We start from the raw sequence: 24,063 nt of genomic DNA on the forward strand, positions 1-24,063 counted from the left end.
GTATGGGACAGAAGACAAATCCAATTGGTAATAGATTAGGTATCATCAGAGGATGGGATTCTAACTGGTTTGGTGGAAACGATTATGGAGACAGAATCGCTGAAGACTACAAAATCAGAAGATACCTTGAGGCTAGATTATCTAAAGGTGGTATTTCAAAAATCTATATTGAAAGAACACTTAAATTAGTAACAGTTACAATCACTACTGCTAGACCGGGACTTATCATCGGTAAAGGAGGTCAGGAAGTTGATAAATTGAAAGAAGAATTGAAGAAACTTACAGGTAAGGATATTCAAATCAATATTTTCGAAATCAAAAGACCTGAATTAGATGCTGTACTAGTTGCTGATAGTATTTCTAAGCAAATTGAAAACAGAATTTCTTACAGAAGAGCTGTTAAAATGGCAATGGCAAGTACTATGAGAATGGGTGCTGAAGGTATCAAAGTTCAAATCTCTGGTAGATTGAACGGAGCTGAAATGGCAAGATCAGAATCTTTCAAAGAAGGAAGAATTCCATTGTCAACTTTCAGAGCTGATATCGATTACCACTGGGCAGAAGCTCACACTACTTACGGTAGATTAGGAGTAAAAGTTTGGATCATGAAAGGTGAAGTTTACGGTAAAAGAGAACTTTCTCCACTAGTGGGACAACAGAAAAAAGGAGGTCAGTCAGACAGAGGAAACAGAGGAGGAGACAGAGACAACAGAAGACCTAGAAAAAACAACAACAATAACAATAATAATTAAAATTTTAGATTAGAAATTTTGAATTTTAAATTACCGTTACTTTTTTAAAATTAAAAAAAATCTAAAATCTAAAATCTAAAATCTAAAATTTAGAAATTATGTTACAACCAAAAAGAACCAAATTCCGTAGAGTTCACAAGATGAAGATGAAGGGGAATGCCCAAAGAGGTAGTCAACTTGCTTACGGAACTTTTGGGATCAAAGCAACGGAAGGAGCTTGGATCACTGCGAGACAAATTGAAGCAGCTCGTATCGCTGCAACAAGATACATGAAGAGAGAAGGTCAACTATGGATCAAAATCTTCCCAGATAAGCCAATTACTAAAAAACCAGCGGAAGTACGTATGGGTAAAGGTAAGGGTGCTGTTGAATATTGGGTAGCTGTAGTAAAACCAGGTAAAATTATGTTCGAAATCGGAGGAGTACCTTACGATATCGCTAAGGAAGCTTTAAGACTTGCTGCACAAAAATTACCAGTAGTTACTAAATTCATCGTTGCTAACGATTTTGTTAAACCTCTATAATCTTTGAATACAATGAAAAATGCTGATATTAAAAATTTAAGCGCGGGTGATATTCAAGCTCAATTAACTGAAGCAAAAGCTCAATATTCTAAATTGAAATTAGCTCATGCAATCAGCCCAATTGAAAACCCGATTCAAATCAGAGATTTGAGAAAAACAATCGCAAGACTAAACACTGAGTTAACTAACAAACAATAATTTCATTTTACAATGGATAGAAATTTAAGAAAAGAAAGAATCGGAGTGGTTTCCAGCAATAAAATGGAAAAAACTATTGTTGTTAGTGAAACTACAAGAGTAAAGCACCCGATGTACGGTAAATTCGTTTTGAAAACGAAAAAATATACTGCACACGACGAGAACAACGAATGCACAGAAGGTGATACAGTTCTTATCCAAGAAACTAGACCTTTGAGCAAGAGCAAGAGATGGAGATTAGTAAGAATCATTGAAAAAGCTAAGTAATAATGTTACAAACAGAATCAAGATTAAAAGTTGCTGATAACACAGGTGCTAAAGAAGTACTAGTTATTAGAGTTCTGGGAGGAACCAGAAGAAGATATGCTTCAGTTGGTGATAAAATCGTTGTTACTATCAAGGATTCTACACCATCAGGAAACGCTAAAAAAGGTCAGGTATCTAAAGCTGTAGTAGTAAGAACTAAGAAAGCAGTAAGAAGAAAAGATGGTTCATACATCAAATTCGACGACAATGCTTGTGTATTACTAAACGCAGCGGGAGAAATGAGAGGAACGCGTGTTTTCGGACCAGTTGCTCGTGAGTTGAGAGACAAAGAATATATGAAAATCATTTCATTAGCTCCTGAAGTACTTTAATTTTTAAAATTTTTTAAAGAAATGTCAAAGTTAAAAATAAAAAGAGGAGATAACGTAATCATTACTACTGGTAAGAAAGATATCAAAGGTAAGACTGGTGAAGTTATTGAAGTGATCAAGAAAGAAGGAAAAGACCCTAGAGTAATCGTTGCAGGACTTAACATCGTTAAAAAACACGTTAAGCCTTCAGCTTCAAATCCTCAAGGAGGAATTACTGAAAAGGAAGCTTCTATTCATATCTCAAACGTAGCTTTAGTTGGTAAAGACGGAAAAGCTATCAAAATCGGTTATAAAATCGAAGGAGATAAGAAAGTGAGAGTTAACAAAGCAACGGGTGAAACTTTATAATTTGAATTAACATGGAATTTATAGCAAGACCCAAAAAAATATACAAAGAGCAAATTGTTCCTGCAATGATGGAAGAATTTGGGTACAAGTCAATCATGCAAGTACCTAGATTAGAGAAAATCGTTGTATCACAAGGTTTAGGAGATGCTACTGCAGATAAGAAAATTATTGATTATGCTGTAGAAGAATTGACAAACATTACAGGTCAGAAAGCAGTAGGAACAATCTCTAAGAAAGATGAGGCTGCATTCAAACTTAGAAAAGGTATGCCTGTAGGTGCAAAAGTAACGTTGAGAGCTCACAGAATGTATGAGTTCTTAGACAGACTTACTGCTTCTGCTTTACCTCGTATCAGAGATTTCTCTGGAATCAAAGCTGACGGTTTTGATGGTAGAGGTAACTACAACTTAGGTATTACTGAGCAGATTATCTTCCCTGAAATCGTGATTGACAAAGTGAAAAAAATCCAAGGGATGGACATCACTTTCGTTACTACTGCGAAAACAGATAAAGAAGCTAAAGCATTACTAACTCACTTCGGTTTACCATTTAAAAAGAACTAAGAAATGGCTAAAGAATCAATGAAAGCGCGTGAGCGCAAAAGAGAAGCACTAGTTGCTAAATACGCTGCTAAAAGACAAGCTCTTAAAGAAGCTGGTGATTACGAAGGACTTCAAAAATTACCTAAAAATGCTTCTCCTGTAAGATTACACAACAGATGTAAACTAACAGGTAGACCAAGAGGATACATGAGAACGTTTGGTATTTCCAGAGTAACTTTCAGAGAAATGGCAAACAACGGTCTTATCCCTGGTGTAAGAAAAGCTAGTTGGTAATAATTACTAATTAAAAATCGGGACAATTAAGTTGTCAAGATACTAAAGAATAAATATCAGACCGAAGTTTTCTGAAGTCTGATATTTTTCTCTTCAAGTCTTTTCAATACTGATTGTTCTTTAACCAATAATTTATAAAAGAAAAATGGTAACAGATCCAATTTCAGATTTCCTAACTAGAGTAAGGAACGCACAAAGCGCAGGCCACAAAGTGGTGGAAATTCCTGCATCGAAAATCAAAAAGGAGATTACTAAGATCCTATTTGATCAAGGGTATATCTTAAACTTCAAGTTTGAAGATAACGCTGTTCAAGGAGTGATCAAAATCGCTTTAAAGTACGATAAGCAAACTAACAAACCTGCTATTAAGTCTATTCAAAGAGCTTCTAGACCAGGTTTGAGACAGTACAAAGGTTCTACTGAACTTCCAAGAGTACTAAACGGTTTGGGTATTTCTATCATCTCTACTTCTAAAGGAGTAATGACTGACAAGAAAGCTAGAGAAGAGAAAGTAGGCGGTGAAGTAATCTGCTATGTTTATTAATTTTTAATCAGAGGAAAATGTCAAGAATTGGTAAAGCAATTATAACAATTCCAGCAGGAGTTACAATCACTGAAAACAACGGTGTAGTAACTGTAAAAGGAGCTAAAGGAGAACTTTCTCAAGAGCTTACAGCAGGAATTACTGTAGAACAAAAAGATGGCGAACTGAATGTAAACAGACCATCTGATACTAAACAACACAAAGCGCTTCACGGTTTATACAGAGCGTTAATCAACAACATGATTGTTGGTGTAAATACAGGTTTCGAAAAGAAACTAGAACTAGTAGGGGTAGGATATAGAGCTTCACACGCAGGTCAAAAACTTGAGTTAGCTTTAGGATTCTCTCACGGTATCGTATTAGAACTTCCAAGTGAAGTAAAAGTTGATACATTGACTGAAAAAGGTAAAAACCCAATTATTACTTTAACGTCTCACGACAACCAACTTCTAGGAATGGTAGCTGCAAAGATCCGTTCTTTCAGAAAGCCTGAGCCATACAAAGGAAAAGGTGTAAGATTCGTAGGAGAAATTGTTAGACGTAAAGCTGGTAAATCTGCTTAATAAATTATAAGTATTATGGCATTAAGTAAATTAGAAAAAAGAATAAGAATCAAAAGAAGAGTAAGAGGGAAAATCTCTGGATCTTCTGAATTGCCAAGATTATCTGTATACAAAAGTAATAAGGAAATTTACGCTCAGTTAATCGACGATAAAAATGGTAAAACTTTAGCATCAGCTTCTTCTAGAGAGAAAGGTGTAGACGCTAAAGGTACTAAGACTGAAGTTTCTGCTGCTGTTGGTAAAGCTATCGCTGCTAAAGCTATCGCTGCAGGAATCGAAAGTATTGTATTTGACAGAAACGGTTTCGTATATCACGGTAGAGTAAAAGCTCTAGCTGATGGTGCGAGAGAAGGAGGACTTAAATTCTAATCATTAAATTTCGGAAAATATGTTAGGACTAGATAATATAGAAAGAGTAAAACCGGGAGGATTAGAATTAAAAGATCGTCTCGTAGCTGTTAACAGAGTAACAAAAGTAACTAAAGGGGGTAGAGCTTTCGGATTTTCTGCTATTGTTGTAGTAGGAAATGAAGAAGGTATTATCGGTTTCGGTTTAGGAAAATCTAAAGAGGTTGCTTCTGCAATTGCTAAAGCAGTTGAAGACGCTAAGAAAAACCTTGTGAAAGTTCCTGTAATGAACCATACTATTCCTCACCAAACTACTGCTAGATACGGTGGTGCAGATATCTTCTTAAGACCTGCTTCTCACGGTACAGGACTTATCGCCGGTGGTGCGGTAAGAGCGGTATTGGAATCAGCTGGTATTCACGATATCCTTTCAAAATCTAAAGGATCTTCTAACCCTCACAACGTGGTGAAAGCTACTTTCAAAGCGTTATTGGATATCAGAAGACCTGAAGAGATCGCTAGAATGAGAGGAGTTTCTCTAAGTAAAGTGTTTAACGGTTAATAATAAAACAATGGCAACAATTAAAGTAAAGCAAGTAAGAAGCGCTATTGGTAGAACAAAAACCCAAAAGAGAACGCTTGAAGCATTAGGATTAAAAAAACTTCACCAAGTTGTAGAGCATGAAGCTACTCCTTCTATCTTAGGAATGATAGCTGCTGTAGGTCACTTACTAGAAGTTCAAAAATAATTTTATAAAAGAGAAATTAAAATGAATTTAAATAACATACAACCTGCTGCAGGATCTACTTTCAACTCAAAAAGAATTGGTAGAGGTCAAGGTACAGGAAAAGGAGGTACTTCAACAAAAGGACACAAAGGTCAGAAAGCTAGAGCTGGTTATTCTCAGAAGATCGGTTTCGAAGGTGGACAGATGCCTTTACAAAGAAGATTACCTAAATTCGGATTCAAAAACGTAAACAGAAAAGAGTTTAGAGGTGTTAACCTTGATACTATCCAAACTTTAATCGAGAACAAATCCATCACTGGAGAGATCACGAAAGAAGTTTTAGTAGCAAACGGGATCGTTTCTAAAAACGAATTAGTGAAAATTATGGGTAGAGGAGAATTGAAATCTGCGGTTTCAATCTCTGCTGATAAATTCACGAAATCTGCTGAAGAGCTTATTGCTAAGGCAGGTGGAAAAGCAATTACCTTATAATACTTACTAATGAAAGAATTTATACAAACACTTAAAAATATTTGGAGTCTTAAAGAATTGAGAGATAAAATTCTCTTCACTTTAGGTATTATCCTTGTGTATAGATTCGCATCTTATATCTCACTTCCTGCAATTAACCTTGCAGAGGTGGGAGATCTCTTAGAGCATTATAAAAATCAAGGCGGTAACAAGCAAGGAGCAGGTCTCCTTGGCTTGCTTTCGTCGTTTACGGGGGGAGCTTTCAGCCACGCTTCCGTAATGGCGTTAGGGATCATGCCTTATATTTCTGCTTCTATTATTGTTCAGTTGATGGGGATGGCTATTCCTTATCTTCAGAAGCTTCAGAAAGATGGAGAGTCAGGTAGAAATACATTGAACCAAATTACAAGATGGTTAACGATTGGAGTTTGTCTGGTACAGGCACCTTCTTACTTAACTTCTATTACTCAATTATTCTTACCATATGCTCAGTTCCAGTCTGCATACTATGTAGAGCCAAATTCAATCATGTTCTGGTTACCAAGTATCGTTATTTTGGTTGCCGGTTCAGTATTTGCAATGTGGCTAGGTGAAAAGATTACCGATAAAGGTATCGGAAATGGTATTTCTATCCTTATTATGGTGGGAATCCTTTCAAGATTACCTGAGGCATTCGTACAGGAGATGGCCGTGCAGAACGGTAAAGGAGGAATGGGATCTATCATGATCCTTATTGAAGTATTATTCTGGATGGTGGTAGTTCTTCTCGCAGTAATCTTATCGGTTGCTGTTAGAAAAATTCCAATTCAGTATGTAAGCAGAGCTCAAGCAAGAGGAGGTGTAAACAAAAATCTTATGCAGGGAGCAAGACAATGGATTCCATTGAAAGTAAATGCTGCTGGTGTAATGCCGATTATCTTTGCTCAGGCATTGATGTTCGTACCAGGATTATTAACAAAATTCGATGAGTCTAACACTTTTCTTGCAGGTTTCAAGAATGTTTTTAGCTGGCAGTACAATGTATTGTTTGCGCTATTAATTATTATCTTCTCGTTTTTCTATACTGCAATTACAATTCCGGTAAACCAGATGGCTGATGATTTGAAGAGAAATGGAGGTTTAGTACCGAAAGTAAGACCCGGTAAAGAGACAGCAGATTACTTAGATGATATTTTATCAAAAATTACCTTGCCAGGTGCAATTTTTTTATCTATCTTTGCAGTCCTTCCAGCAATTGTGCATGGAAGCTTTGTTCAGACAGATGCGTTTGCCCTATTTTTCGGGGGAACGTCCCTATTAATTATGGTAGGTGTAATTTTAGATACAGTTCAACAGATTAATACTTATCTGCTGAATCATCATTATGATGGTTTAATGCAGTCTAAACTGTCTAGAACGACTGGATATTAATTTATGGCAAAACAAAAACATATTGAACAAGACGGCGTTATAACGGAAGCACTTTCGAACGCTCAGTTCCGTGTAGAACTTGAAAATGGGCATATTCTTATTGCTCATATTTCTGGTAAAATGAGAATGCATTATATTAAACTTTTACCTGGTGATAAGGTAAAACTAGAAATGTCTCCCTATGATTTAACGAAAGGGAGGATCACATTTAGATATTAAAAACATTTAGCCAAATGGAATTCTCATTCCATTTGGCATTTGTAAAAAATAAATACTATCAAAATGAAAGTAAGAGCATCAATTAAAAAAAGAAGCGCTGATTGCAAAATCGTACGCAGAAAAGGTGTACTGTTCGTAATCAACAAGAAGAACCCAAAATTTAAACAAAGACAAGGTTAATTAAATTATGGCGAGAATTGCAGGTATTGATTTACCAAAAAACAAAAGAGGAGTTATCGGTTTAACTTACATCTACGGAGTTGGAAGAAGTACTTCTTCTGAAATCCTTAAAGCTGCCGGTATCAGCGAAGACAAAAAAGTCAACGAATGGAATGACGATGAATTGGCTGCCATCAGAACTTATATCTTAGAAAACGTAAAAGTTGAAGGAGAATTAAGATCTGAAGTGCAATTGAACATCAAGAGATTGATGGACATAGGATGCCAACGAGGAATACGTCACAGACTTGGATTACCTTTAAGAGGCCAGAGAACGAAAAACAACTCTAGAACCCGAAAAGGAAAGAGAAAAACTGTTGCTAACAAGAAAAAAGCTAGTAAATAATCGTTAGGAATTATGGCAAAACAAACTAAAGTAGTTAAGAAGAGAAAAGTAAAAGTTGAAGCTATTGGTGAAGCGCATATTCAGGCTTCTTTCAATAACATCATCATTTCTTTAACAAATAAAAACGGAGAGGTTATCTCTTGGGCTTCTGCCGGTAAAATGGGTTTCAGAGGTTCTAAAAAGAATACTCCATTTGCTGCTCAGATGGCAGCTGAAAATTGCTCTGCTGTAGCTCACGAAGCTGGTTTAAGAAGAGTAAAGGTGTTTGTGAAAGGTCCAGGTGCAGGTAGAGAATCTGCTATCAGATCTATCCACAATTCAGGGATTGAAGTTTCAGAAATCGTTGACGTGACTCCTATGCCACACAACGGATGTAGACCACCAAAAAGAAGAAGAGTTTAATTTTTAGAATTTACCCATTATGGCAAGATATATTGGACCTAAAACTAAGATTGCTAGAAAGTTTGGTGCTGCAATCTACGGAGATGATAAAAACTTCGAAAAAAGAAAAAACCAACCGCCAGGACAACACGGTCCTAACAAAAGAAGAGGTGCTAAAAAATCAGAATACGCAGTTCAGTTGGCTGAAAAACAAAAAGCTAAATATACTTACGGTATCTTAGAAAGACAGTTTGCTAACTTATTTGAAAAAGCACACAGAAGCAAAGGAGTAACAGGTGAAGTTCTATTACAACTTTGTGAATCAAGATTGGATAACGTTGTATACAGATTAGGGTTTGCTAAAACTAGATCTGGTGCAAGACAATTAGTTTCTCACAGACACATCACTGTGAACGGAGAAATTCTTAATATCCCTTCTTACTTGGTAAAAGCTGGTGATGTAATCACTGTAAGAGAAAAGTCTAAGTCTCTTGAAGTTGTTACCAATGCATTGGCTTCTAAGTCAAACTATGAGTGGTTACAATTCAACGATGAGAAGAAAGAAGGTACCTTCATTTCTGCTCCAGAAAGAATCCAAATTCCGGAGGACATTAAGGAGAACCTTATCGTCGAACTTTACTCTAAATAATTTTTTAATCAAATTTTTGCTCAACCCAATAATATGGCAATTTTACAATTCATAAAACCCGATAAAGTAATTTTACTTAACTCTGATGAATTTAAAGGTCAATTTGAATTCAGACCTTTAGAACCAGGTTTCGGGCTTACAATCGGTAATGCTTTGAGAAGAGTGTTGCTTTCTTCTCTGGAAGGATACGCTATTTCATCTATCAAAATAGAAGGTGTAGAGCACGAATTTTCAACTATTCCAGGAGTAATCGAAGACGTTACCGAAATTATTCTTAACCTTAAGCAGGTAAGATTAAAAGCTTCAGCAGAAGGCCAGGCTAACGAGCAGGTTGTTGCTAAAGTTTCAGGTCAAACGATCATTACTGCTGGTGATTTAGGAAAATCGATCAACGGATTCGAGGTATTAAACCCGGATTTAATGATTTGTAACCTAAATACTGATGTAACTTTCGAAATTACTTTCAATATTGAAAAAGGTAGAGGATATGTTCCTTCAGAACAAAATAAGTCAAACAATGCTCCTGTAGGAACTATTGCCATTGACTCTATTTTCACGCCGATCAAGAAAGTACAATACAGCATTGAAAATTATCGTGTAGAGCAAAAAACAGACTACGAAAAACTTGTATTAGATATAGAAACTGACGGGTCTATCAGCCCTCAGAATGCTTTAACTGAAGCTTCTAAGATATTAATTTATCACTTCATGTTATTCTCTGATGAGAGAATCACGCTTGAAACAGAAGCTGTAAAAGCATCTATCCAGTACGATGAAGAAACTCTTCACACAAGACAACTTCTTAAGTCTAAATTAGCAGATATGGATCTTTCTGTAAGAGCCCTTAACTGTCTGAAAGCAGCTGAAGTAGAAACTCTTGGAGAATTGGTTTCTTACAGTAAGTCTGATTTGATGAAATTCAGAAATTTTGGTAAAAAATCTTTGACAGAACTAGAAGAATTAGTGCATTCAAAAGGTCTTAACTTCGGTTTCGACGTTGCAAAATATAAGTTAGACGCTGATAAATAATTAATAATGAGACACGGTAAAAAATTCAATCACTTAGGAAGAACAGCTTCTCACAGAAGTGCTTTACTTTCTAATATGGCTTGTTCTCTAATTGAGCATAAAAGAATCAACACTACTGTAGCTAAAGCTAAAGCTTTAAGAGTATATGTTGAGCCTCTATTAACAAAAGCAAAAGAAGATACTACACATAACAGAAGAGTAGTATTCTCTTACCTTCAAAATAAATTTGCGGTTGCTGAATTATTCAGAACTGTAGCTCCTAAAATCGCTGAAAGAAACGGTGGTTATACAAGAATCATTAAGACAGGTTTCAGACCAGGTGATGCTGCTGATATGGCTCTTATCGAATTAGTAGATTTCAACGAGCTTTACAACCCTAATGCTGAAGAGAAAAAAGCTACAAGAAGAAGCAGAAGATCAACTGCTGCACCTAAAAAAGCTGAAGCAGTAGTTGCTGAAGCTCCTGCAGTAGAAGAGAAAGTAGAAGAAGCTAAAGCTGATACTACTGAAGAAAAAACTGAAGAATAATATTCATTCAGATATAAATAAAAACCATCCGGATTCCGGATGGTTTTTTTGTTTTATAATCAAAGAACAAGATCTTATTAGATTTTTGTTCTTTTCAGCTCAATAATATTATTACCCTGTTCAAGGTGAAGGCTGTCTCCTTTTACGTGTGCAGTCATATCATCTTTCTTGTAAATTGTTTCATCACCCTTTGTTTCTGTTTTTGGCAGCGTGAACGTTTTCTTATTGCTGGTAATAGCTACTGTACTTTCTTTCGGATCGTTTTTGAAAACAACCTTTACCAGAGTACCATCTGTAGCTTTATAAACAAAATCTGTTTTTTCAATTTTTTTACCATTTACATCTACTGTTGATGAACTTTGAGTCACAGAATCTATTTTTCCGTTGCTATCTGTAATTACAGTTTCTGAACTGTCTGTTTTGATAATGCTTTTGTTTCCGCTTTCACTTTTTTTACAGCTCACTACAGCCAATGCAAGTACAGCACCTAATGCTAAAAGACTTTTTTTCATGATTATATTATTTGATATTCAATATGATTTTTATACTTTAATTTTACAAAAATCATGCCTTACAATATGAGAAATTTTAACCGTTATTTATGCATATTTCTTTTATTTTTCTCCTTGAATACTATGTTTTCACAAAAAGGGAATTTTGAAATCAAAGATGGACATTTCTTCTTAAATGGAAAGTCTTTCACAATTTATTCCGGAGAAATGCATTATCCCAGAGTTCCGTCAGAATACTGGAAGCATCGTATGCAGATGATGAAAGCCATGGGTTTGAATACAGTGACCACTTATGTTTTTTGGAATTATCATGAAGAAGCTCCGGGGAAATGGAATTTTTCAGGAGAGAAAAACTTGCAGAAGTTTATAAAAACAGCCCAGGAAGTAGGTTTATATGTTATCATCCGTCCGGGACCTTATGTTTGTGCAGAGTGGGAATTTGGCGGATATCCATGGTGGCTGCAAAAGAATAAAGACCTTGAAATAAGAAGAGATAATCAATCCTTTTTAGAAGAATGTAATAAATACATCCATCAGTTGGCAAAACAGATTGTACCGATGCAGATTAATAATGGAGGCCCTGTGATTATGGTACAGGCAGAAAATGAATTTGGATCATATGCAGCTCAGAGAAAAGACATTCCTCTTGAAGAGCACAGGAAATACAGCCATAAGATCAAAGAAATGCTATTGAAAAACGGAGTTTCAGTGCCGTTATTTACTTCAGACGGGAGTTCACTTTTTAAAGGAGGTTCTATTGAAGGTGCTTTACCCACAGCAAATGGAGAGAGCGATATTGATGTTTTAAAGAAAAGCATCAATGAATATAATGGAGGGAAAGGTCCTTACATGGTGGCAGAATATTACCCGGGTTGGCTGGATCATTGGGCAGAACCATTTGTTAAGGTTTCAACAGAAGAAGTCGTAAAGCAAACAAAGCTGTATATAGAAAATGGTATTTCTTTTAATTATTATATGATTCATGGAGGAACCAACTTTGGATTTACGAGCGGTGCCAATTACGATAAAGATCATGACATCCAGCCGGATCTTACCAGCTATGATTATGATGCTCCCATCAGTGAAGCAGGATGGGCTACCTCTAAATACAGTGCTTTGAGAGAAATTTTTCAAAAAATAAACAAGCATAAACTTCCTGACGTTCCAAAGCCAGTCAAAGTAATTACGATTCCTGCAATTGAATTTTCAAAAGTAAACTGTCTTTTTGATCTTACCGATCATCAGAAACCCGTTATAAGTGACAAGCCGCTCACATTTGAAGATATGAATCTTGGAAACGGATATATGCTCTACAGAAGAAAGTTTGATAAAGATCAGAAAGGAAAACTGGAGATAAAAGGGTTGCGGGATTATGCGAATATCTACATCAATGGAAAATGGAAAGGAGAGATGAACAGGATACATAAAAAGTATGATCTCGATCTTGAAATAAAATCAGGAGACCGACTGGAAATTCTGGTGGAAAATATGGGTAGGATTAATTACGGAGCAGAGATTGTTCATAATCTAAAAGGAATTATAAGCCCTGTGAAAGTGAACGGGATTGAGATGGTTGGAAACTGGGAAATGCTTCCTTTACCATTTGATACTTTTCCTAAACATCATTTTAAAAATAAAGATATTCCAGACCATTCACCCGTGATTCAGGAAGCTGAATTTACCCTTGATGAAACGGGAGATACTTTTCTTGATATGAGAAATTTTGGAAAAGGAATTGTTTTCATCAACGGGAAGAATGCTGGAAGATACTGGAGTACTGCAGGGCCGCAACAAACACTTTACATTCCTGGAGTATGGCTGAAAAAAGGTAAAAACCTCATTCAAATCTTTGAACAGATTGAGTTTCATCCTACTATAAGCAGTATTGATCATCCTATTCTTGATCAACTTATGAAATAGCGATTGATTTTATGATATGTATTAATATTTAATTGTTTTTGTTTTAATTTATTATGAAATAATTGGTTTTATATTGTTTCTAAGTGGAAAATTGATTAAATTTAGTAAAACTAAAAGACTGAAACCATCACGGCAAACTCAAACACTAATATTACACAAAGGTGTAATTGATTTCAAATTGTTTTCTGTTGAAATTTGCTTCAAACAAACAAAATCATGAGCATTTCCATAGCCATAGTAGAAGACGAAAAAAACTACAACAATGCGTTGAAGAAGGTCATCAATTATCAGAAGGATATGAAAGTAATTGCTCAGTTCTTTGATGGGAATGATGCCATGATGAATCTCCCTGATATTTCCCCTGATGTCGTAATGATGGATATCCAGCTACAGGATATGCTCGGAATCGAAATCATAGAAAAACTCCGAAAAGAAATGCCCAATACACAGTTTATCATGTGTACCAGTTTTGATGATGATGAAAAAATCTTTAATTCTTTAAAAGCTGGCGCAATGGGATACCTGGTAAAAGGAGAAAGTATGGATAAGATTCTTTCGTCTATACGGGATGTATACCATGGAGGGGCTCCTATGAGTTTCTCTATTGCAAGAAGAGTGTTGATGCATTTCGAAAAAAAACTTCCGGAAATAAAAGGCTTTGATGAACTTACGGAACGCGAAAAAGAAATTCTTGAACTTCTTTCACAAGGACTGCTCTACAAAGAGATTGCAGATCAGAAATTCATCAGCATTGATACCGTAAAAAAACATGTAGGAAATATTTACAGAAAACTTCACGTAAACAACAAAGTGGAGGCCGTTAATAAATTTAATCAATCAAAAAACTAAAAACTATGGAAAAAGAATTGTATGATTTTAAATGTGCACTGGAAGCAACCATCATTGCAATGCAGAAAGCCGGAACAATTAAAGCTTTCTATGAAATGGCTGAGTTTACTGAAAGGGAACAGTGGATAAAGGAATATATTACAAAGAATGGGATCATCTTTTTTGTAACACATCCTATAGGGGATGAAGAATTTCGGGTAAACAGTGATGTATTCCAGCAGCGAGCTCCCAACCTTTCACAAGAGCTGTATATTGACTTCCGTTTATTTGAAACCCTTGTCAGAAACCATTTGAATGATGGTTATACCAAAATGAAGATCTCTTTTAGAGAAATTACAGATAGTACCGTCGGTGAATTTTCTAGAATGCTCCCTGCCAATCAATTATTTTTGAAAAATATGAAAGGATATTTATATGCAACCCTTTCCTTCCACAGTGAGCCTGAAAATGCCAGACCCGAGAAACATTATTTTGTCTTTAATCTGGAAACCTATTATGAAGTTAATGTATCAGGTTTTGGTGATTTTGATAGAACACCCTTAGGCGGAACCCTCAGTGGAGCATCAAGTGATCGGTATGTAGCCAACTCTATATGCTATGATTTGATTCTTGTTAAACAATACATCGATAGAATCCATATGTATCTGGAAGGCTGTCTTCAAAAAACGGTTACCAGGATTGATTTTATACCGTGTATTGGCAGAAAAAAGACGTTAAGTTCCGCAACCGAAAAAGAATCAGTATATCTGGCTGCTATGCCGGCAGACAACAATAAACAATTATTTAGCAGAGAATTTCCATATTACGATCAGGGAAGTCTGGAGCCATAAAATGCTTATTACAGTTTACTATATAATTTCTTTTATTGTTGTAATAAAAGGTATAATAGTTTTGAGAGGAAGAAAATTATCCTCTCAAGACTATTTTTTGTTGTATTTAATCGTAAATTTTGTTGTAGATTTCTTTTCAGAGACTAATATTATTTCAACGAAATCAATTCAGTATAACTATCTGAATGTCTTCAATAGTTTTTATTTTATCATCTTTTATTTTCGATATACCAGCAATAAGAAGATTGCAGCTGCCATATCTGCCATTGTTTTAATCGCAATATTATGGAATATTGAACTTTTTTATGTGGATAAATACAATTTGAATATGGCGATCACGTATTGTGTAATCAATATACTTCAGGTATTGTATTGGTGCAGTTATAAATTAAATAATATCACTAAATCGAAAATTACAGAAGATCCCGTATTTTGGATCTCAACCTCGGTACTTTTATGGAGTTGTTTTTTCCTTTTCAGAATTATTCCAATGTATCTGCTGAATGAAATTGATAAACCGTTTCTAAAACTGCTGAAACAAATATTAAATATAATCAATATCGTATGCTGTGGCTTATTTTACATTGCCTTACATAAATATAAACTGATGAATAAAAAATGAAGTCTTTGCCATCAGAAATAAAGCTTATTTTTTTAATAGCATTACTTTTGGTTGTGCTGTTGGTTGCTTTTACAATTTTCGTTGTATTGATGTACAACAGAAAGCAGCTTTTATACCTAAAAGAACAACAGCTCAAAGAATCCGAACACCAGAACCAGCTCCTTCAAAAAGAACTCGAAAAACAGAAAGTGCTGGAACAGGAACGGGAACGTATTTCCCACGATATGCATGATGATCTTGGAGCAGGAATTTCGGCATTGAAACTTCAGGCAGAATTTCTGAAACAGAAAGCTGAGGATGATGATCTGCAAAGTGATATTGATGAGCTCTTGAAAACTTCTGAGGAAATGAATATCTCCATGCGGGAAATGCTCTGGAGTCTGAACTCAGGAAATGATACATTAGGAAGCTTTGTTGATTATGCTGTCCTTTATACCGGAAATTTTCTAAAGAAAACAAAAATCGTGGTATACTCGGAATATGAAAATATTATTGCAGAAACATCCATCTCCACTGAAATGAGGCGTAATCTTTTTCTCTGTTTAAAAGAAGCCGTTAATAATGTTTATAAACACAGCCATGCAAGTACTTTGAAACTTTCATTTTTGCAGGAAGAAAATACCTTTTCCATAAAAATTTCTGATAACGGAACCGGGATTTCGGAGCATCAGAAAGAAGGAAATGGTCTCCGGAATATGAAAAGAAGAATGAGTGAATTGTCTGGCGAATGCAATATCGTTTCTGACAACTCCGGAACTTATCTGGTTTTTAAAATAATAGTATAAATAAATTACCCTTTTGTGTACTTGACAGGTACATTTTTTAGAGGGAAATTTGATATATAAAATTAAAAGCCATGAAAACTCTCATTAACGACAGTATTGGAGATTTAGAAGCTGCTTTAAAAAACAACAGTGATCTTCAGGAGAAGTTCAAAACAAATCCTATAGAAGCGATTAAAAATGTAGAAATAAGAAATCCTAAAGATACAGACTATTGGATCTACAGGATTATTGTACTGATGCTTGGGCTGGCAGTCATTGCTATTATTGCAGGACTTATTCTCATTGCTTACTGGAATGACGGATCCTCCAAAGATAATCAGCTGGTCACCATCTTTGCCACCATTTCATCAGGAGCAATAGGTGCTCTGGCTGGCCTTCTCTCTCCTTCACCCAGAAAATAATAAATAGCTTATCATAATTGTATAAAGAAGCTCACTTTTTAAGGTGAGTTTTTTTAGTGTTCCTCTATTTTTAAGATCCAGAAAATGTGGAATTATCATAATATAAATTAACTAAAATTTAACTTCGATTTATTTCAAAAAAATCCCGTGAAATACCCCTAAAAGTTAAATTTTGATTAAATTTGTCTAAACTAAAAAAAATAAAAAATGAGTGCAATTTCTTACATAGAAGCAAGACAGATTTTAGATTCCAGAGGAAATCCTACCATTGAAGTAGATGTATTTACAGAAAGCGGGGCAATGGGCCGTGCAGCTGTACCTTCAGGAGCGTCTACAGGAGAACACGAGGCGGTAGAATTACGTGACGGTGGTTCAGAATATCAGGGGAAAGGAGTTCTGAAAGCTGTTGAAAATGTTAAAGAAGTAATTGCAGAGAATTTAGTGGGCCAGCCGGTTTTTGAACAAAACTATATCGATCAGATTATGATTGATCTTGACGGAACGCCTAACAAAGGAAATCTTGGTGCTAACGCAATTCTTGGAGTTTCTTTGGCTGTAGCCAGAGCTGCCGCTGCAGAATTGGGAATGCCTCTTTATAAATATGTTGGAGGAGTAAATGCCAATACACTTCCTGTTCCAATGATGAATGTAATCAATGGTGGATCTCACTCAGATGCTCCTATCGCATTCCAGGAATTCATGATCATGCCGGTAAAAGCAGATTCTTTCTCTCACGCATTGAGAAAAGGAACTGAAATTTTCCACAACCTTAAATCTATTCTTCATTCAAGAGGATTATCTACTGCAGTAGGTGACGAAGGTGGTTTTGCACCTACTTTCAAAGGAACTGAAGATGCTTTGGATACTTTACTTCAAGCTATTGAAAAAGCAGGTTATAAACCAGGTGACGACATTATGTTGGCGCTAGACTGTGCAGCTTCTGAATTCTACAAAGACGGAATTTATGATTACAGAAAATTCCAGACTCCGGATGCGGCTCAGTTTTCAAGCAGCGAGCAGGTTTCTTACTTAGCGGAACTGGCTGCAAAATATCCAATCATTTCTATCGAAGATGGTATGCAGGAAAACGACTGGGAAGGTTGGAAAATGTTAACCGATAAAATCGGTGACAGAGTACAGCTGGTAGGAGATGACTTATTCGTAACCAACGTAGAAAGACTATCCAGAGGAGTAAAAGAAAATATTGCCAACTCAATCCTTGTAAAAGTAAACCAGATCGGTTCTCTTTCTGAAACAATGGCTGCTGTACAAATGGCTCAGAACAACAAGTTCACTTCAGTAATGTCTCACAGATCAGGAGAAACTGAAGATTCTACAATCGCTGATTTAGCAGTAGCAATGAACTGTGGACAGATCAAAACAGGTTCTGCTTCAAGATCAGACAGAATGGCAAAATACAACCAGTTATTGAGAATTGAGGAAGCTTTAGGCGAAACTGCAATTTTCCCAGGATTGGAAGCATTTAAAATCAAAAGATAATTAATCGAATTTATAAATAACGGCAAGCGAAATTTTTAGTTTGCCGTATTTTATGGAAAGTGGTATATTTAAAAAAAATAAATAAATAATGTCAGACAACAAAGTAATATTGAATTACGACGGTAATTCATATGAATATCCTATCGTGGATAGTACTATCGGAGACAGAGGGATTGATATTTCAAAATTAAGAGACCAGACAGGTTTGATCACTCTGGATTTAGGTTACAAAAATACAGGAGCTACTATTAGCGACATCACTTACTTAGACGGAGATAAAGGAGAATTATTCTACAGAGGTTATCCAATCGAGCAGATTGCTGAAAAATCTAACTTCACTGAAGTAATGTATCTTTTATTACATGGAGAATTACCTACTCAGGATCAGTTTACTTCATTCGACAACAATATTAAAAAATATAACTTCATCGCAGACGAAATGAAAAAGATCATTGATGTTTTTCCTCGTTCTGCTCACCCTATGGGAGTTTTATCTTCTATGACTTCTGCATTGACCGCTTTCAACCCAAAGGCAGTTAACGTAAACTCTAAAGAAGAAATGGATCACGCTGCAGAGCTGATGATCGCTAAGTTCTCTCACCTTTGTGCCTGGACTTACAGAAAAACTCAAGGTTTACCATTAAACCACGGGGATAACAACCTAAACTACGTAGAGAACTTCTACAAAATGGCATTCAGATTACCAAATGCTGATTTCGAAATCGATCCGGTAGTTGTAGGTGCTTTAGATAAATTATTAATTCTTCACGCAGACCACGAACAAAACTGTTCTACTTCTACAGTAAGAATGGTAGGTTCTGCTCACACAGGTCTTTTCGCTTCAATCTCTGCAGGGGTTTCTGCACTTTGGGGACCACTTCACGGTGGAGCTAACCAGGCAGTAATCGAAATGCTTGAATTGATCGAAAAAGATGGAGGTGACGTATCTAAATATGTTGCTAAAGCGAAAGATAAGAGTGATAACTTCCGTCTAATGGGATTCGGACACAGAGTTTACAAAAACTTCGACCCAAGAGCGAAAATTATCAAGAAAGCTGCTGATGATATCCTTACCGCATTAGGAATCCAGGATAAAGCTCTTGACATTGCTATGCAGTTAGAAAGAGTAGCACTTGAAGACGAATACTTCGTAGAAAGAAAGCTATATCCAAACGTAGATTTCTATTCAGGAATCATCTACAGAGCGTTAGGAATTCCTACAGAAATGTTTACTGTAATGTTTGCATTAGGAAGACTTCCAGGATGGATTTCTCAGTGGAAAGAAATGAGACTGAAAGGAGACCCAATCGGAAGACCAAGACAGGTTTACCAAGGTGCTCAGGAAAGAAACTACATCGATATTGCAAGCAGATAATATTTGCTTATACCATAAAAAGAATCCCAAAGCTTGCTTTGGGATTCTTTGTTTATAATTTATATAACTAAACCGAATAAGAAAGCCTGCTTTTTCAAGCAGGCTTTCGTTTTTTATTATGGGCATTGGCATCTGTCACATGTCCAGATATAGCAGTTTCCTGCATCATCCCATTCGCAGCATCTTCTGCCTGTTGAGATTGGAGCACCTCCCATTACCGATTTTTGTTGATCTCTTCCTAATTTTTGTGCATTTTTCAGCACTGGATTGTTCTTGTTCATGACTTTGATTTTTGGTGTTAATAGTTACGTTTTATTGTTTATAATTTCGCGAAAATTATATCACTAATATAGGAAATTAAATAATATAAATATCTGTTTTTTGCTTCTTATGTAGATGGAAAATAGCAAGTTGTAGATGTTTTTGGAACTATTCACTGCCGTTGGCGGAACAGACAAGGAAATTTTATGGAAGGGTGCTGGTTTTGTAAGCCAAATTTAATACATAAAATAATGCAAAAGTTTTACAGATAGAGACCTTTACTTATATTTGTAGTATTGCATAAATCTTTATGAGACTAAACATTAAAAACGAAACGGGGAGGCTGAAGTCAGTAGTTCTAGGCCAGCCTAATTCATTGGGAGCAGTTCCCACACTAGAGGAAAGTTATGACGCAAAGTCATATTACTCAATCGAACACAATATTTATCCTAAAGAAGAGGATATTATCAATGAAATGAATGCTTTTGAAGCAGTGTTAAAAAAGTATGACGTTGAAGTACTGCGTCCAAGTATCATCAAAGACTACAACCAGGTTTTTTCCAGAGATGTAGCCTTTGTAATTGATGACAAAATGATCATTTCCAATGTGATTGCAGACAGAGCAGACGAGCAGGAAGCATACAAAAGCGTTTTTGAAAAAGTAGCATGGAGAAAGATCATTAACCTTCCGGAAACAGCACACATTGAAGGAGGAGACGTAATTGTGTGGAATGATTTTATTTTTATCGGAACCTGCTTCAGCGAGGACTACAGAAACTATAAAACGGCAAGAACCAACGAGTATGCCATTGAAATCTTAAAAGAATATTTTCCAAAGAAAAGAATCATTGATCTGGAACTGAAGAAAAACGATAAAGTTCCGTTTGAAGGTATTCTGCATTTGGACTGCACATTTAATCCGGTAGGAGAAGACAAATGTATCATTTATAAAAACGGGTTTGTGGATGAAAGCGATTACCGTTTAATCATCGATATTTTCGGAGAAGAAAACTGTTTCCACATCAATGATGAAGAAATGTTTGAAATGTTCCCGAATATTTTCTCCATTTCACCCGATGTCGTAGTTTCAGACAAAGCATTCACCCGAATGAATGATCACCTGAGAAACGAATGGGGAATGACCGTTGAAGAAATTCCTTACAGAGAAATCTCTAAAATGGGAGGCTTGTTGAGATGCTCTACAATGCCGCTTGTTAGAGAATAATTGAGTGGGAATGTTTTAGGGTTTGAGAGTGAGAGAGTTTTTACTCTTTCAATCTTTTAATTTTTCAATCTTTTAATCAAAAAAAATGCAAACAACAGATACAGTATTAATGATAGAACCGATTGCATTCGGTTATAACGCTGAAACAGCGAAAAACAATTACTTTCAGGTAGAACAAACGGGTTCTGATATCCAGTCGAAAGCTTTGGCTGAGTTCAACACCTTTGTTGGAAAACTGAGAGGAAAAGGAATCAATGTAATCACGATAAAAGATACGTTAGATCCTCATACTCCGGATTCTATTTTCCCAAACAACTGGGTAAGTTTCCATAAAGACGGGAAAGTAGTTTTATATCCGATGTTCGCTTCCAACAGAAGAGTGGAAAGGAGAGAAGATATTATTGAAAGTATCAAAGATCAGGGCTTTGAAGTTGCTGAAATTGATGACTGGTCTTTTCCTGAAACTCAGGGACATTTCCTGGAAGGGACAGGAAGTATGATTTTCGATCACGATAATAAAATTGCTTACGGTTCCGTTTCTTTGAGGCTGGATGAAAAACTGTTCAGAGAATTCTGTGCGAAATTCGGATTCACTCCGGTTGTTTTTCACTCATTTCAGACGGTAGGAACAGAAAGACTTCCGATCTACCACACCAATGTCATGATGTGTGTGGCAGATAAATTTGTGGTAATCTGCCTGGACTGTATTGATGATGAGCTGGAAAGAGAAAAAGTAGTGGAAACCATTAAAGGTTCCGGAAAAGAAATCATCGAAATTTCAGAAGATCAAATGCAGCAGTTTGCAGGAAATATGCTTCAGGTTCAAAATAAAGACGGTGAGAAATTCCTGGTAATGAGCCAGACTGCTTACCAGTCTTTAGCTGCAGATCAGGTGGCAGCTATTGAAAAATACTGCGAAATTATCTATTCAGACCTGAATACCATTGAAGTAAATGGAGGAGGAAGTGCAAGATGTATGCTTGCTGAGGTTTTTCTTCCAAAAAAATAATATATTTACGAAAAAATTAATTGAACCCATTATCAAGTAAAGGTTTACATATTCTTCTGACTTTGGAAACAGAGTCAGAAGATTTGTTATTAGACAGCAAAGGTTTTCTCGAGTTTACAGAAGAAATTCTGAAAACCAAAGAGGTGGAAATTGTAGGAGTGACCAATCATATTTTTGAAAATGAAAGCTTTACTTCCGCAGTAATCCTTAAAGAATCTCACCTTTGTATTCACACGTGGCCGGAGTTTAAACAGCTTACTTTTGATGTTTTCCTTTGCAATTATTCACAGGACAATACCACAAAAGTAGAGCAGATTGCAGATGAGGTGGTTCAGTATTTTAAAGCTAATACCATTCAGAAACACAAAATTTACAGATAACAAATGCACTATGTCTGCCCAGCATGCGAATCAGAAAATAAATTAGACCTCACTTTTCCTGTTGAAGAATATGTTTGTAATACCTGTTCTCATCTCATTGATGTAGCTGAAAACAAAAAAATTAAACATTTGAAAGTCCCTACAGAAAACGTTGCGTTGGATGTCGGGCAAAAAGGAAAAATAGGAGAGGAAGAATATACTGTTGTTGCCATTATTGTCAAGCGGTATGGTTCCAGTATTTTCTGGCGCGAATATTATCTCAAAGACAGCAAAGGAAATGATGCTTTCCTGAGCGAAAGTGATGGGCATTGGGTTTTCCTGATTCCAATGCATCCTGACGATTTTAAAAGTAAAAACTCGAAATTACCAACCTATGCCGGACGAACATATCGCTGGTATGAGAATTCTCAATGCAGTATTGAGGCCGCCGCCGGTTTTTTTGATGAACATCTGGATTTCAGCATTGCTACCTATAAAGAATACGTCAACGGAACACGCATGATCTCTCAGGAGAAGAGCAGCAAAAAAAGTCAGTATTTTTATGGGGTGCATATTTCAAAATATGAGGTTAAAAGAGCTTTTAAAATAGCTAATATGCCCTATTATACAGGAGTTGGGATCGTTCAGCCTTATTATTTCGATATGAAACAGGCTTTAAACATCTTTTGTGTAGCAGCATTAATGATATGTCTGCTTCAGTTGTATGTTTATATCTCAAGAACAAACGAAACTGTTTTTGAGCAGTCGATCAACTTCGGTGATGTAAAAGATAAAGAGCTTGTCAGTAAAAGCTTTACTCTTTCAGGCGGCTCAGCACCATTAAAAGTCAATGCTTTTTCAGCGGTTGATAATTCATGGGCGAATATTCAGCTGAGTCTTGTGAATGAGAATACTAACGAGGTTGTATATACTTCAAAAGATATTGAACAATACCACGGTTATGAAGATGGCGAAAGCTGGTCGGAAGGAAATCAGTCGGAAGAATTCAACCTTTGTGGGGTAAGCTCCGGAAAATATCATTTTCTTATTTCAGCTGAAAAAGAAGGATCATTATTACCTGCATTTTCCGGTTTTCAGTCGCCAGATTCGAAAGTATTGATCTCCAGGGATAAATCCGGGGTTCTGGATGTTACTGATCTCTATACAGCACAATCTACCACTTTCATAGACGGAAAAACCCTTGAAAAAGATACCACAGAATTGGGTAAACTGGTGAAAGCATCCTTTGGAACTTCAAAAATAGATTCCCTGATCAATGCTGAAGGACTAAAGCTTACAACGGATATTGTTGCCTCAAACAATGATGTTAAGATCAAAGCAACCTGGCTTCCTGTCTCATTCTGGAATTTCGGAGTTATTTTATTCATAATGATTATTCTGTTTGTAGCGATGCTTATTGGAAAACATTCCTTTAATGTGAAGAAATGGAAGAACAGTTCAAACACCCCTTATTCTACATCATGATGACCAATATTTTAAGCTACATAAGACAAAACCTGATGCTCTGCCTGATTGGAGGATTTTTCATAACCCTGTTTGTATACCTTACCTACCAGGGAAATCAGGTCTGTGACTGTGCCAAAACAGAAACATACCGCGACGGAACTACAAAAAGCCACTCCAGAGGAGGAGTTGGATTCTACAGATACTATCACAAATAAAA

At 36.0% G+C, this 24,063-nt stretch carries 36 protein-coding genes; 34 read left to right on the plus strand and 2 right to left on the minus strand.

Features of this window, described 5'->3' with window-relative positions; all coding sequences use genetic code 11:
• The first annotated feature begins 2 nt into the window (after positions 1-2).
• From rpsC to rplQ, 22 genes are all read left to right on the plus strand, one after another.
• Complete coding sequence (rpsC, locus tag ACWPWS_RS23965; protein ID WP_034694675.1) at positions 3-752, plus strand: 30S ribosomal protein S3; 750 nt, start codon at positions 3-5, stop codon at positions 750-752.
• Between the two features lie 98 nt (positions 753-850).
• Complete coding sequence (gene rplP, locus ACWPWS_RS23970) at positions 851-1,276, plus strand: 50S ribosomal protein L16 (RefSeq protein ID WP_029297776.1); 426 nt, start codon at positions 851-853, stop codon at positions 1,274-1,276.
• Between the two features lie 12 nt (positions 1,277-1,288).
• Positions 1,289-1,474 carry a 50S ribosomal protein L29 gene (gene rpmC / locus ACWPWS_RS23975; protein ID WP_034694678.1) on the plus strand — a complete coding sequence of 62 codons (186 nt, stop codon included), beginning with the start codon at positions 1,289-1,291 and terminating at the stop codon, positions 1,472-1,474.
• 12 nt (positions 1,475-1,486) lie between these two features.
• The gene (rpsQ, locus tag ACWPWS_RS23980) at positions 1,487-1,741 is read left to right on the plus strand and encodes a 30S ribosomal protein S17 (RefSeq protein WP_027371715.1); all 255 of its coding nucleotides are present in this window, start codon (positions 1,487-1,489) and stop codon (positions 1,739-1,741) included.
• Between the two features lie 2 nt (positions 1,742-1,743).
• Positions 1,744-2,112, plus strand: coding sequence for a 50S ribosomal protein L14 (gene rplN, locus ACWPWS_RS23985; RefSeq protein ID WP_002983226.1), 369 nt, complete (start codon positions 1,744-1,746; stop codon positions 2,110-2,112).
• A gap of 21 nt (positions 2,113-2,133) precedes the next feature.
• Complete coding sequence (rplX, locus tag ACWPWS_RS23990; RefSeq protein WP_105683335.1) at positions 2,134-2,460, plus strand: 50S ribosomal protein L24; 327 nt, start codon at positions 2,134-2,136, stop codon at positions 2,458-2,460.
• Positions 2,461-2,471: 11 nt separating this feature from the next.
• A complete protein-coding gene (gene rplE, locus ACWPWS_RS23995; protein WP_105683336.1) occupies positions 2,472-3,023 on the plus strand; it encodes a 50S ribosomal protein L5 in 552 nt (183 codons plus the stop codon).
• Between the two features lie 3 nt (positions 3,024-3,026).
• Positions 3,027-3,296, plus strand: coding sequence for a 30S ribosomal protein S14 (rpsN, locus tag ACWPWS_RS24000; protein WP_002983233.1), 270 nt, complete (start codon positions 3,027-3,029; stop codon positions 3,294-3,296).
• Positions 3,297-3,441: 145 nt separating this feature from the next.
• Positions 3,442-3,840: a 30S ribosomal protein S8 gene (rpsH, locus tag ACWPWS_RS24005; protein ID WP_047376575.1), complete on the plus strand. Its 399-nt coding sequence runs from the start codon at positions 3,442-3,444 to the stop codon at positions 3,838-3,840.
• Between the two features lie 17 nt (positions 3,841-3,857).
• Positions 3,858-4,403 carry a 50S ribosomal protein L6 gene (rplF, locus tag ACWPWS_RS24010; protein ID WP_105683337.1) on the plus strand — a complete coding sequence of 182 codons (546 nt, stop codon included), beginning with the start codon at positions 3,858-3,860 and terminating at the stop codon, positions 4,401-4,403.
• A 15-nt stretch (positions 4,404-4,418) separates the two neighbouring features.
• On the plus strand, positions 4,419-4,772 hold the full coding sequence (gene rplR, locus ACWPWS_RS24015; RefSeq protein WP_034694689.1) for a 50S ribosomal protein L18: 354 nt from the start codon (positions 4,419-4,421) through the stop codon (positions 4,770-4,772).
• Positions 4,773-4,791: 19 nt separating this feature from the next.
• Positions 4,792-5,313: a 30S ribosomal protein S5 gene (gene rpsE, locus ACWPWS_RS24020; RefSeq protein ID WP_045491132.1), complete on the plus strand. Its 522-nt coding sequence runs from the start codon at positions 4,792-4,794 to the stop codon at positions 5,311-5,313.
• A gap of 10 nt (positions 5,314-5,323) precedes the next feature.
• Positions 5,324-5,500 (plus strand): 50S ribosomal protein L30, encoded by a 177-nt coding sequence (gene rpmD, locus ACWPWS_RS24025; protein WP_027371710.1) that lies wholly within the window; start codon positions 5,324-5,326, stop codon positions 5,498-5,500.
• A 21-nt stretch (positions 5,501-5,521) separates the two neighbouring features.
• Positions 5,522-5,971: a 50S ribosomal protein L15 gene (rplO, locus tag ACWPWS_RS24030; RefSeq protein ID WP_089734597.1), complete on the plus strand. Its 450-nt coding sequence runs from the start codon at positions 5,522-5,524 to the stop codon at positions 5,969-5,971.
• Between the two features lie 9 nt (positions 5,972-5,980).
• A complete protein-coding gene (gene secY / locus ACWPWS_RS24035) occupies positions 5,981-7,360 on the plus strand; it encodes a preprotein translocase subunit SecY (RefSeq protein ID WP_105683339.1) in 1,380 nt (459 codons plus the stop codon).
• A 3-nt stretch (positions 7,361-7,363) separates the two neighbouring features.
• Entirely contained in the window at positions 7,364-7,579 is a 216-nt protein-coding gene (gene infA, locus ACWPWS_RS24040) for a translation initiation factor IF-1 (protein WP_034684855.1), read from the plus strand.
• A gap of 63 nt (positions 7,580-7,642) precedes the next feature.
• Positions 7,643-7,759, plus strand: a complete 117-nt coding sequence (rpmJ, locus tag ACWPWS_RS24045; RefSeq protein WP_007839480.1) for a 50S ribosomal protein L36 — start codon at positions 7,643-7,645, stop codon at positions 7,757-7,759.
• Between the two features lie 7 nt (positions 7,760-7,766).
• Entirely contained in the window at positions 7,767-8,144 is a 378-nt protein-coding gene (gene rpsM, locus ACWPWS_RS24050; protein ID WP_034694696.1) for a 30S ribosomal protein S13, read from the plus strand.
• A gap of 12 nt (positions 8,145-8,156) precedes the next feature.
• Positions 8,157-8,546 (plus strand): 30S ribosomal protein S11, encoded by a 390-nt coding sequence (rpsK, locus tag ACWPWS_RS24055; RefSeq protein WP_034694697.1) that lies wholly within the window; start codon positions 8,157-8,159, stop codon positions 8,544-8,546.
• Between the two features lie 19 nt (positions 8,547-8,565).
• Positions 8,566-9,174, plus strand: coding sequence for a 30S ribosomal protein S4 (gene rpsD / locus ACWPWS_RS24060; RefSeq protein ID WP_047096812.1), 609 nt, complete (start codon positions 8,566-8,568; stop codon positions 9,172-9,174).
• 33 nt (positions 9,175-9,207) lie between these two features.
• The gene (locus ACWPWS_RS24065; protein WP_089734595.1) at positions 9,208-10,203 is read left to right on the plus strand and encodes a DNA-directed RNA polymerase subunit alpha; all 996 of its coding nucleotides are present in this window, start codon (positions 9,208-9,210) and stop codon (positions 10,201-10,203) included.
• Positions 10,204-10,209: 6 nt separating this feature from the next.
• Complete coding sequence (rplQ, locus tag ACWPWS_RS24070) at positions 10,210-10,731, plus strand: 50S ribosomal protein L17 (protein ID WP_047422412.1); 522 nt, start codon at positions 10,210-10,212, stop codon at positions 10,729-10,731.
• 77 nt (positions 10,732-10,808) lie between these two features.
• Here rplQ and ACWPWS_RS24075 read toward each other — a convergent pair whose 3' ends face one another.
• Positions 10,809-11,243 (minus strand): hypothetical protein, encoded by a 435-nt coding sequence (locus ACWPWS_RS24075; RefSeq protein WP_209786164.1) that lies wholly within the window; start codon positions 11,241-11,243, stop codon positions 10,809-10,811.
• A gap of 123 nt (positions 11,244-11,366) precedes the next feature.
• Between ACWPWS_RS24075 and ACWPWS_RS24080 the strand changes: the two genes are divergently transcribed.
• From ACWPWS_RS24080 to ACWPWS_RS24110, 7 genes are all read left to right on the plus strand, one after another.
• Positions 11,367-13,163 carry a glycoside hydrolase family 35 protein gene (locus ACWPWS_RS24080; RefSeq protein ID WP_454048156.1) on the plus strand — a complete coding sequence of 599 codons (1,797 nt, stop codon included), beginning with the start codon at positions 11,367-11,369 and terminating at the stop codon, positions 13,161-13,163.
• Between the two features lie 216 nt (positions 13,164-13,379).
• A complete protein-coding gene (locus tag ACWPWS_RS24085; protein ID WP_105683341.1) occupies positions 13,380-14,012 on the plus strand; it encodes a response regulator transcription factor in 633 nt (210 codons plus the stop codon).
• Positions 14,013-14,017: 5 nt separating this feature from the next.
• Positions 14,018-14,842, plus strand: a complete 825-nt coding sequence (locus ACWPWS_RS24090; RefSeq protein ID WP_454048157.1) for a hypothetical protein — start codon at positions 14,018-14,020, stop codon at positions 14,840-14,842.
• 618 nt (positions 14,843-15,460) lie between these two features.
• A complete protein-coding gene (locus tag ACWPWS_RS24095) occupies positions 15,461-16,249 on the plus strand; it encodes a sensor histidine kinase (protein WP_454048158.1) in 789 nt (262 codons plus the stop codon).
• A gap of 71 nt (positions 16,250-16,320) precedes the next feature.
• A complete protein-coding gene (locus ACWPWS_RS24100) occupies positions 16,321-16,650 on the plus strand; it encodes a hypothetical protein (protein WP_105683345.1) in 330 nt (109 codons plus the stop codon).
• Between the two features lie 207 nt (positions 16,651-16,857).
• Positions 16,858-18,150 carry a phosphopyruvate hydratase gene (gene eno / locus ACWPWS_RS24105; RefSeq protein WP_105683346.1) on the plus strand — a complete coding sequence of 431 codons (1,293 nt, stop codon included), beginning with the start codon at positions 16,858-16,860 and terminating at the stop codon, positions 18,148-18,150.
• Positions 18,151-18,238: 88 nt separating this feature from the next.
• Positions 18,239-19,525, plus strand: coding sequence for a citrate synthase (locus tag ACWPWS_RS24110; RefSeq protein WP_105683347.1), 1,287 nt, complete (start codon positions 18,239-18,241; stop codon positions 19,523-19,525).
• 116 nt (positions 19,526-19,641) lie between these two features.
• Here the strand turns inward: ACWPWS_RS24110 and ACWPWS_RS24115 are convergent, their stop codons facing one another.
• A complete protein-coding gene (locus ACWPWS_RS24115; protein WP_156121335.1) occupies positions 19,642-19,806 on the minus strand; it encodes a hypothetical protein in 165 nt (54 codons plus the stop codon).
• A gap of 290 nt (positions 19,807-20,096) precedes the next feature.
• On the opposite strand from ACWPWS_RS24115, the gene ACWPWS_RS24120 reads away from it, so the two are divergent.
• From ACWPWS_RS24120 to ACWPWS_RS24140, 5 genes are all read left to right on the plus strand, one after another.
• The gene (locus ACWPWS_RS24120) at positions 20,097-21,011 is read left to right on the plus strand and encodes a dimethylarginine dimethylaminohydrolase family protein (RefSeq protein ID WP_034694718.1); all 915 of its coding nucleotides are present in this window, start codon (positions 20,097-20,099) and stop codon (positions 21,009-21,011) included.
• A gap of 85 nt (positions 21,012-21,096) precedes the next feature.
• Entirely contained in the window at positions 21,097-22,020 is a 924-nt protein-coding gene (ctlX, locus tag ACWPWS_RS24125) for a citrulline utilization hydrolase CtlX (protein WP_454048159.1), read from the plus strand.
• A 20-nt stretch (positions 22,021-22,040) separates the two neighbouring features.
• Positions 22,041-22,400 (plus strand): S-adenosylmethionine decarboxylase family protein, encoded by a 360-nt coding sequence (locus ACWPWS_RS24130; protein WP_105683354.1) that lies wholly within the window; start codon positions 22,041-22,043, stop codon positions 22,398-22,400.
• A 129-nt stretch (positions 22,401-22,529) separates the two neighbouring features.
• Positions 22,530-23,864, plus strand: a complete 1,335-nt coding sequence (locus ACWPWS_RS24135) for a DUF4178 domain-containing protein (RefSeq protein ID WP_454048160.1) — start codon at positions 22,530-22,532, stop codon at positions 23,862-23,864.
• A complete protein-coding gene (locus tag ACWPWS_RS24140) occupies positions 23,861-24,061 on the plus strand; it encodes a hypothetical protein (protein WP_454048161.1) in 201 nt (66 codons plus the stop codon). Before ACWPWS_RS24135 ends, ACWPWS_RS24140 begins: the two co-directional genes overlap by 4 nt.
• The last annotated feature ends 2 nt before the right edge of the window (positions 24,062-24,063 follow it).

Source organism: Chryseobacterium sp. Marseille-Q8038 (assembly GCF_965111995.1).